General features: G+C 66.6%; 9 protein-coding genes. 7 read left to right on the top strand and 2 right to left on the bottom strand.

Annotation, left to right across the window (positions count from 1 at the left end):
* Window positions 1-144: 144 nt before the first annotated feature.
* From NK1_RS27040 to NK1_RS35855, 3 genes are read left to right on the top strand one after another with little or no spacing between them, the layout of a single operon-like run.
* The gene (locus tag NK1_RS27040) at window positions 145-888 is read left to right on the top strand and encodes a rhomboid-like protein (protein WP_063013173.1); all 744 of its coding nucleotides are present in this window, start codon (window positions 145-147) and stop codon (window positions 886-888) included.
* Between the two features lie 45 nt (window positions 889-933).
* The gene (gene nucS, locus NK1_RS27035; RefSeq protein WP_036498613.1) at window positions 934-1,623 is read left to right on the top strand and encodes an endonuclease NucS; all 690 of its coding nucleotides are present in this window, start codon (window positions 934-936) and stop codon (window positions 1,621-1,623) included.
* 8 nt (window positions 1,624-1,631) lie between these two features.
* Entirely contained in the window at window positions 1,632-1,934 is a 303-nt protein-coding gene (locus NK1_RS35855) for an Rv1322 family protein (RefSeq protein WP_063013155.1), read from the top strand.
* Between the two features lie 95 nt (window positions 1,935-2,029).
* Here NK1_RS35855 and NK1_RS27025 read toward each other — a convergent pair whose 3' ends face one another.
* Window positions 2,030-3,022, bottom strand: a complete 993-nt coding sequence (locus NK1_RS27025; RefSeq protein WP_051024364.1) for a coiled-coil domain-containing protein — start codon at window positions 3,020-3,022, stop codon at window positions 2,030-2,032.
* Between the two features lie 86 nt (window positions 3,023-3,108).
* Window positions 3,109-3,579: a methylmalonyl-CoA epimerase gene (gene mce, locus NK1_RS27020; protein ID WP_063013153.1), complete on the bottom strand. Its 471-nt coding sequence runs from the start codon at window positions 3,577-3,579 to the stop codon at window positions 3,109-3,111.
* A 201-nt stretch (window positions 3,580-3,780) separates the two neighbouring features.
* On the opposite strand from mce, the gene NK1_RS27015 reads away from it, so the two are divergent.
* The 4 genes from NK1_RS27015 to NK1_RS27000 all read left to right on the top strand — a co-directional run bounded on the left by NK1_RS27015 (window position 3,781) and on the right by NK1_RS27000 (window position 6,731).
* Window positions 3,781-4,962, top strand: a complete 1,182-nt coding sequence (locus NK1_RS27015; RefSeq protein ID WP_245660843.1) for an acetyl-CoA C-acetyltransferase — start codon at window positions 3,781-3,783, stop codon at window positions 4,960-4,962.
* A 70-nt stretch (window positions 4,963-5,032) separates the two neighbouring features.
* Window positions 5,033-5,386, top strand: a complete 354-nt coding sequence (locus NK1_RS27010) for a DUF3817 domain-containing protein (protein ID WP_036498619.1) — start codon at window positions 5,033-5,035, stop codon at window positions 5,384-5,386.
* Between the two features lie 61 nt (window positions 5,387-5,447).
* On the top strand, window positions 5,448-6,296 hold the full coding sequence (locus tag NK1_RS27005) for a tetratricopeptide repeat protein (RefSeq protein ID WP_063013149.1): 849 nt from the start codon (window positions 5,448-5,450) through the stop codon (window positions 6,294-6,296).
* A gap of 66 nt (window positions 6,297-6,362) precedes the next feature.
* Window positions 6,363-6,731: an SSI family serine proteinase inhibitor gene (locus NK1_RS27000; protein WP_157104457.1), complete on the top strand. Its 369-nt coding sequence runs from the start codon at window positions 6,363-6,365 to the stop codon at window positions 6,729-6,731.
* Window positions 6,732-6,734 lie beyond the last annotated feature (3 nt).

Here is a 6,734-nt window from a genome sequence, read left to right as displayed (position 1 = left end):
ATTTTGGGACCGATCCGGGTGGGTATTCCCCGGTTCACAGGACTTTCCTAAGTAAGCCTGACACCATTCGGGAGATCGATCGGGATCATGGAAGGTGTCGACCCGGTGCACGCGGTACCGGTCTGGTAGCGGAAGGTGATCCGAATGGTTCTACTCCAGGAGCCGGCCACACAGTCAGCACTGGAGTCCGGCCCCGTGCAGGCCGGCCGTTCCCTCACGCTGCGGGATCGGTTCAAGCTGCCGATGACCTACAGCTACGGCGCCCTGCTCATCGCGGTGACGGTTCTGGTGTCCGTGCTCAGCGATACGCAGCAGACCCGCGTCATCCAGCATGCGAGCACCAATCTGCACAACCTGCTGGCCGGGCGATTCGGCACCCTCTTCTCGAGCGCGTTCGTGATCGGCGACGGCACCGCCGGTGCTCTGCTCATCCCGTTGCTGGTCTGTCTGCTCATTCTGGCGGAATGGCGCTTCGGGGCGCTGTCACTGCTGCGCATCTTCATCGCCGGGCATATCGGCGCCACACTCGTCGTCGCCGGCGGCCTGTGGGTGGCGGTGAGCGTGAAATGGCTGCCGACGAGTATTTCCCTCGCCGAGGACGTCGGGGTCAGCTACGGCGCGATGGCGGTCATCGGATCGCTGATCGTGGTCCTGCCCGCCAAGTGGCGACCCACGTGGGCGATCTCGCTGGGCGCGGTCGCCGTCGCGGGCGTCATCATGGGCCATACCTTCACCAATGTCGGGCATCTGATCGCCCTGACGATCGGCCTGCTGACCGGGTGGTTGCTGCTGCGCAGCGGTCATGTGCACGCGCACCGGCTCAATCGGTTCGAGATGGGGCTGCTCGTCGTCGCGGCCGTCCTCGGGTACATCCTCCTCGTCGGCTGATCGCCCCGCGCGCAAGCGGTCTCGGCGAGGGCCTAAACTCGACCGGTGCGCCTTGTGATTGCTCGTTGCCAGGTCGATTACGTGGGTCGGCTCACCGCACATCTCCCGATGGCCCGTCGGCTGCTGATGATGAAAGCGGACGGTTCGGTGCTGGTGCATTCCGACGGCGGTTCCTACAAACCGCTGAACTGGATGAGCCCGCCCTGCTGGTTGGAGGAGCGTGAGACCGATGTCGAGACGATGCCCGACGGCTCTCAGCTGTGGGTGGTGACCAACAAAGCCGGTGAGGAGCTGCGGATCACCGTCGAGGACATCGAACACGACTCCGCGCACGAGCTGGGCGTGGATCCCGGGCTCGTGAAAGACGGCGTGGAAGCGCATCTGCAGGAGCTGCTCGCCGAGCACATCGGCACCCTGGGCGACGGCTATACGCTGATCCGGCGCGAATACATGACGGCCATCGGCCCCGTGGACATCCTGTGCCGTGATGCCGGCGGCGCCACCGTGGCGGTGGAGATCAAACGCCGCGGCGAGATCGACGGGGTGGAGCAGCTCACCCGCTATCTGGAACTGCTCAACCGCGATCCGCTGCTGGCGCCGGTGACCGGTGTCTTCGCCGCACAACAGATCAAACCGCAGGCGCGGACCCTGGCCACCGATCGCGGGATCCGCTGCGTCACACTCGATTACGATGCTCTGCGCGGCACCGACAGCACCGAATTCCGGTTGTTCTGAGGGCGCTCGTGCCACGCCGGAAACCTCGTCCGAAATCGTCGCGGCTCCATCGGAATCCGCGACCGATCGGTGACGTCTTCGGGCGCACCGAGGACGGGCCCGGCGGCGCGGAAACCTTTGTGGTGCGCACGATTCCGGGTTCGCGTGCGGTGAAGACCTATCGGTGCCCCGGCTGCGATCACGAGATCCCGCCCGGTACAGCGCATATCGTGGCGTGGCCGGCCGAGGGCGGCGAAAACGACCGCCGGCATTGGCATTCCGGCTGCTGGCGCGGGCGGCACACCCGCACGATCACGCGGCGCTGGTCGTAACCCGCCGGGGGTAGAGAGAAGGCCGCCCCCGCGGTGCGGGAGCGGCCTCGAAACGGGTGGTGAATGTTGTCGCCCTGAGGGGGTGGCGCGTGTTGTCAGCTCGAGACTTCGGCGCTTTCGCGCTCTTCGTCGACGGACTCTTCGTCTTCCGCCTTGACCTCGGGGATGGCCTTCTGCCGGCCGGCTCCGGACTGCTTACCGGACAGCGAACGCTGCTCCGGTGCACCGTCGAGCAGTTCGCTCTCGCGGTTGACCGCGGCCAGCATGGCCGGGACCGAATCGAGCTGGCCGCGAATACCCAACAGCTGGGCCAGCACCCGGCCGCGCAGGACGCGCATTTCCTCTGCCAGTTCCTTGGCGTGCGCGATCTTGCGATCGGCGGACTGGGTGGCGGAGGTGACCAGGCGGTTGGCCTCGTCGGTGGCCTCCTTGATGCGCTGGGCGGCGTCGGAGCGGCTGGATGCCTCCAGCTCCTCCATGGCCTTGGTCAGCTTGGTCCGCTTCTCGGCCATCGTGGCCTCGAAGTCCTGCTGGGCGGCCTTGCGCTTGGCCTCGGCCTCCTTGGTGATGCGGGTGGCATCGGCCTGGGCGGCCTCGACGATCTTGGCCGATTCGGCGCGCGCGTTCGACAGCGTCTGCTCGAATTCGACCTCGAGCGCCTCGCGCTTCTCCTTGGTCTCGGCCAGCAGGGATTCGTACTTGCCACGCATCTCGGTGGCCTGCTGCTCCGCGATGGAGATCATCTCGGCGGCCTCCGCCTGCGCCTGCGCGCGGACCTCGGACGCCTCGTCGGATGCCAATCGCAGCATCCGGGAGATTCGGTCGCTCATGCCTTCCGCGGTGGTGGGCGGAACCGACAGGCGATCGACTTCCTTGCGAAGTTCATCGATCTCGTCGCGGGCGTCCTCCAGCTGGGCGGCCAGGTTACGGGCCTGAGCGGCGGCGGCATCGCGATCTGTTGCGGTGACCCTCAGCTCGGCATCGAAACGGTCGAAGTAATTGCGTACTTCGTCACGGTCGTAGCCTTTACGTACTACCGTGAAAGGCAACGCGACGAAGCGATTGCGATCGGGCTCAGTGGACGACATGCCCCACAAACTACAGCCTGTCGACCCACCATGGTGAGTCGACTGCGAATGTCGTTATGAACTGTTTCCGTGGCCCGATTGCGGTACTAGTGAGTAGGATTCGCGGCCGGTTCGACCAATTCGACGAGCACACCGCCAGCATCCTTGGGGTGGATGAAATTGATGCGCGAGTGGGCCGTTCCGGCGCGCGGAGCGTCGTACAGCAAACGGATGCCGCGGCCTCGCAGGAAGGTAGCTACCGCGTCGATATCGGTCACGCGGTAGGCCAGTTGCTGCAATCCCGGGCCGTTGCGGTCGATGAACTTGGCGATGGTGGATTCCTCGTTCAGCGGCGCCAGCAACTGCAGGGCAGTGGCGTCGTCGCCGGAACCGGGCAGTGACAGCATCGCCTCGTGCACGCCCTGGGCCTCGTTGACCTCACGGTGGGTTTCGACCATGCCGAGATTGTCCGAATACCACGCCACGGCGGTATCGAGATCGGGCACGGCGATGCCGACGTGGTCGACGGCGATGACGTAATCGGCGGGAATGAAAGCGGACGTATCGGTAGTGCTCACTCTACGAAGGTAGCGCGCACCTACCTGGAGCTGCCGGGACGGGAAGGGTTACCGTTGAGTACGAGCGCGGTCCGTCGTCGACTACGAGGGCGGCCCGCCACGTGTACGTGAGCGGATCGCCACCGAGTATGTGAGCGGCTCGCCACCGAATATGTCAGCGGCTCGCCGCTGCGTCCCCGAATGCGAGAAGCGAGGTTCATCGTGGCCACCACCTCTGTCATCGTCTCCGGCGCCCGTACCCCGGTCGGTCGGCTGCTCGGTGGGTTGTCCGGGTTTTCCGGGTCGGATCTGGGTGGTTTCGCCATCAAGGCGGCGCTCGAGCGTGGTGGGGTCGCGCCGGAGCAGGTCGACTACGTGATCATGGGTCAGGTGCTGACCGCGGGCGCGGGTCAGATTCCGGCGCGTCAGGCCGCGGTCGCGGGTGGTATCCCGATGGATGTGCCGGCGTTGACGGTGAACAAGGTGTGTTTGTCGGGTATCAACGCGATCGCGTTGGCGGATCAGCTGATTCGCGCCGGTGAGTACGAGATCGTGGTGGCCGGTGGTCAGGAGTCGATGAGCCGGGCCCCGCACATGCTGGAGAAGTCGCGTGAGGGCTTCAAGTACGGCGATGTCACGTTGCGTGACCACATGGCCTACGACGGGTTGCACGACATCTTCACCGACCAGGCGATGGGCGCGTTGACCGAGTCGCGCAATGCCGGTGACGGGATCGGCCGCGCCGAGCAGGACGCCTTCGCCGCCGCCTCGCATCAGAAGGCCGCCGCGGCGTGGAAGAACGGTGTGTTCACCGATGAGGTGGTGCCGGTGTCGGTGCCGCAGCGCAAGGGCGATCCGATCGTGGTGAGCGAGGACGAGGGCGTGCGCGCGGATACGACGGTGGAGTCGCTGGGCAAGTTGCGTCCGGCCTTCGCCAAGGACGGCACGATCACCGCGGGTTCGGCGTCGCAGATTTCCGACGGTGCGGCGGCGGTGGTGGTGATGAGCAAGGCGAAGGCTCAGGAGCTGGGGTTGAGCTGGATCGCGGAGATCGGGGCCGCGGGTGTGGTGGCCGGTCCGGATTCCACGCTGCAGGACCAGCCGGCGAACGCGATCGCGAAAGCGTGCGCGAAGGAAGGTATTTCGCCGGCGGATCTGGATCTGGTGGAGATCAACGAGGCGTTCGCGGCGGTCGGGATCGCCTCGACCCGCAAGCTGGGTATCGATCCGGAGAAGGTGAACGTCAATGGTGGTGCGATCGCGATCGGTCACCCGCTGGGGATGTCGGGCGCGCGGATCGTGCTGCATCTGGCGCTGGAGCTGAAGCGCCGTGGTGGCGGTGTCGGTGCGGCCGCGCTGTGTGGTGGCGGCGGACAAGGCGACGCCCTCATCGTCCGCGTCTGAGGCCGAATCTCGCTGTGGCATGACCCACACCTACTACGACGCTGCGTAGTCGTTGGGCACAATGGTGGCCATGGGCGAATTCTTCGACGTGAGCACCGTCGCCAAGCGGGTGCGTCTGTTCGGACTGCTGGAAGCGCCGTCGTGGGCGCTGTTGCTGCTCGGTTCGGTGCTCAAGCGGCTGCCCGAACCCATCACCTGGCCGGTGATGGTGTTCGGCATGCTGCACGGCATCATCTTCCTGCTGTACGCGGTGAGCCTGCTGCTGGCCTGGCGCGAATACGAATGGCCCGGCAAGACGATCCTGCTGGGTCTGGTGTCGACGGTAGTGCCGTTCACCTCGGTGTGGTTCGAGCGCTGGGCGATTCGGACCGGACAATTGGGAGAGCTGAGCCCGGCCGCGACCCCGGCGCCCGCCGCGTCGTGACAAACTGGATGTCGTGACTCGACCTGCTGCACGTCGTCCCTCGCCCGCCGCTGCCGCTGCCATGGCCGGAGCGGTGGATCTGTCCGCTCTGAAACAGCCGGCCGCCACGGATGTTCCGGGCGATCACGCTGTCACCGAGGCCGATTTCGAGACCAAGGTGCTGCGGCGATCGCTCGAGGTGCCGGTTGTCGTCGTCCTGTATTCGCAGCGCAGCCCGGGAAGTGTCGAACTGGTCAAGCTGTTCGAGCGGCTGGTCGGCAGCGCCGGGGGCAGCTGGGAACTGGCCACCATCGAGGCCGAGCCGAATATGCGGATCGCCCAGGCCTTCGGAGTGCAGGGCATTCCGACCGTGATCGCGGTGGCCGCCGGGCAGCCGCTGGCCGATTTCCAGGGCTCGCAGCCCGAGGAACAGGTCAAGCAGTGGCTTGCCGCGGTCGTCGACGCGGTGCGGGGCAAACTCCCCGGCGCCGGTGACGATCAAGGTGAGGCGCCCGCGCCGGAGGATCCGCGGTTCGTGGCCGCCGAAGAGGCACTCGATCGCGGTGACATCGCCGGGGCCGAGGCCGCGTACGAGGCGATTCTGGCCGCCGAACCGGGCAACGAGGAGGCCAAGGCGGCGCTGCGGCAGGTGCGATTCTTCGGTCGCGCCCGCGAGCTGCCGGCCGACGCGATCGCGGTGGCCGACGCTGATCCGGGCGATATCGACGCCGCCTTCACCGCCGCCGATGCCGAACTGTTCAACCAGCAGCCCGAGGCCGCCTTCGATCGGCTGATCGGGTTGATCAAGCGGACCGCGGGCGACGACCGCAACCGCGTGCGCACCCGGCTGGTCGAACTGTTCGAGCTGTTCGACACCGCCGATCCGGTGGTGGTCGCGGCCCGGCGCAAGCTGGCGACGGCACTGTACTGAGCCACGACCGATAATCGGCGCAGGCGCCGGCGGAATCCGCCGTCGGCGTGGGGACGGGAGGCCGGTGTGAAGACAACGACGCGTGGACTGATCGGTGCCGCATGCGCTGCGGCAGTGCTGATGCCGGCGAGCAGCGCCGCGGCCCACGATGCGGCCACCCAACTGATCTTCACCCGCACCGAACCCGACCGTTCGCCTCGCACCGTCACCTTGACCTGCGATCCGATCGGCGGCTCACATCCCGACGCCTCCTCGGCCTGCGCGTATCTGGCCGATGCCGAACTGGCGCTACCCGATTCGGATTCCGGAGTTCGCTGCTTCCGGTACTACCCGGTGGAGTTGCGTGCGCACGGTACGGTTCGCGGCACTGCGGTGTCGATCGAGCACACCTATGGGTGCGTGGTCCCGGACCTGCCGGCGCCGTGGAAGTTCTGAGCC

The sequence above is a fragment of the Nocardia kruczakiae NBRC 101016 genome (genome assembly GCF_001612965.1).
Classification (GTDB): Bacteria; Actinomycetota; Actinomycetes; order Mycobacteriales; family Mycobacteriaceae; genus Nocardia; species Nocardia kruczakiae.
The sequence above is the reverse complement of the archived record's forward strand: the minus strand, read 5'-3'. Positions and strand labels throughout refer to the sequence as shown.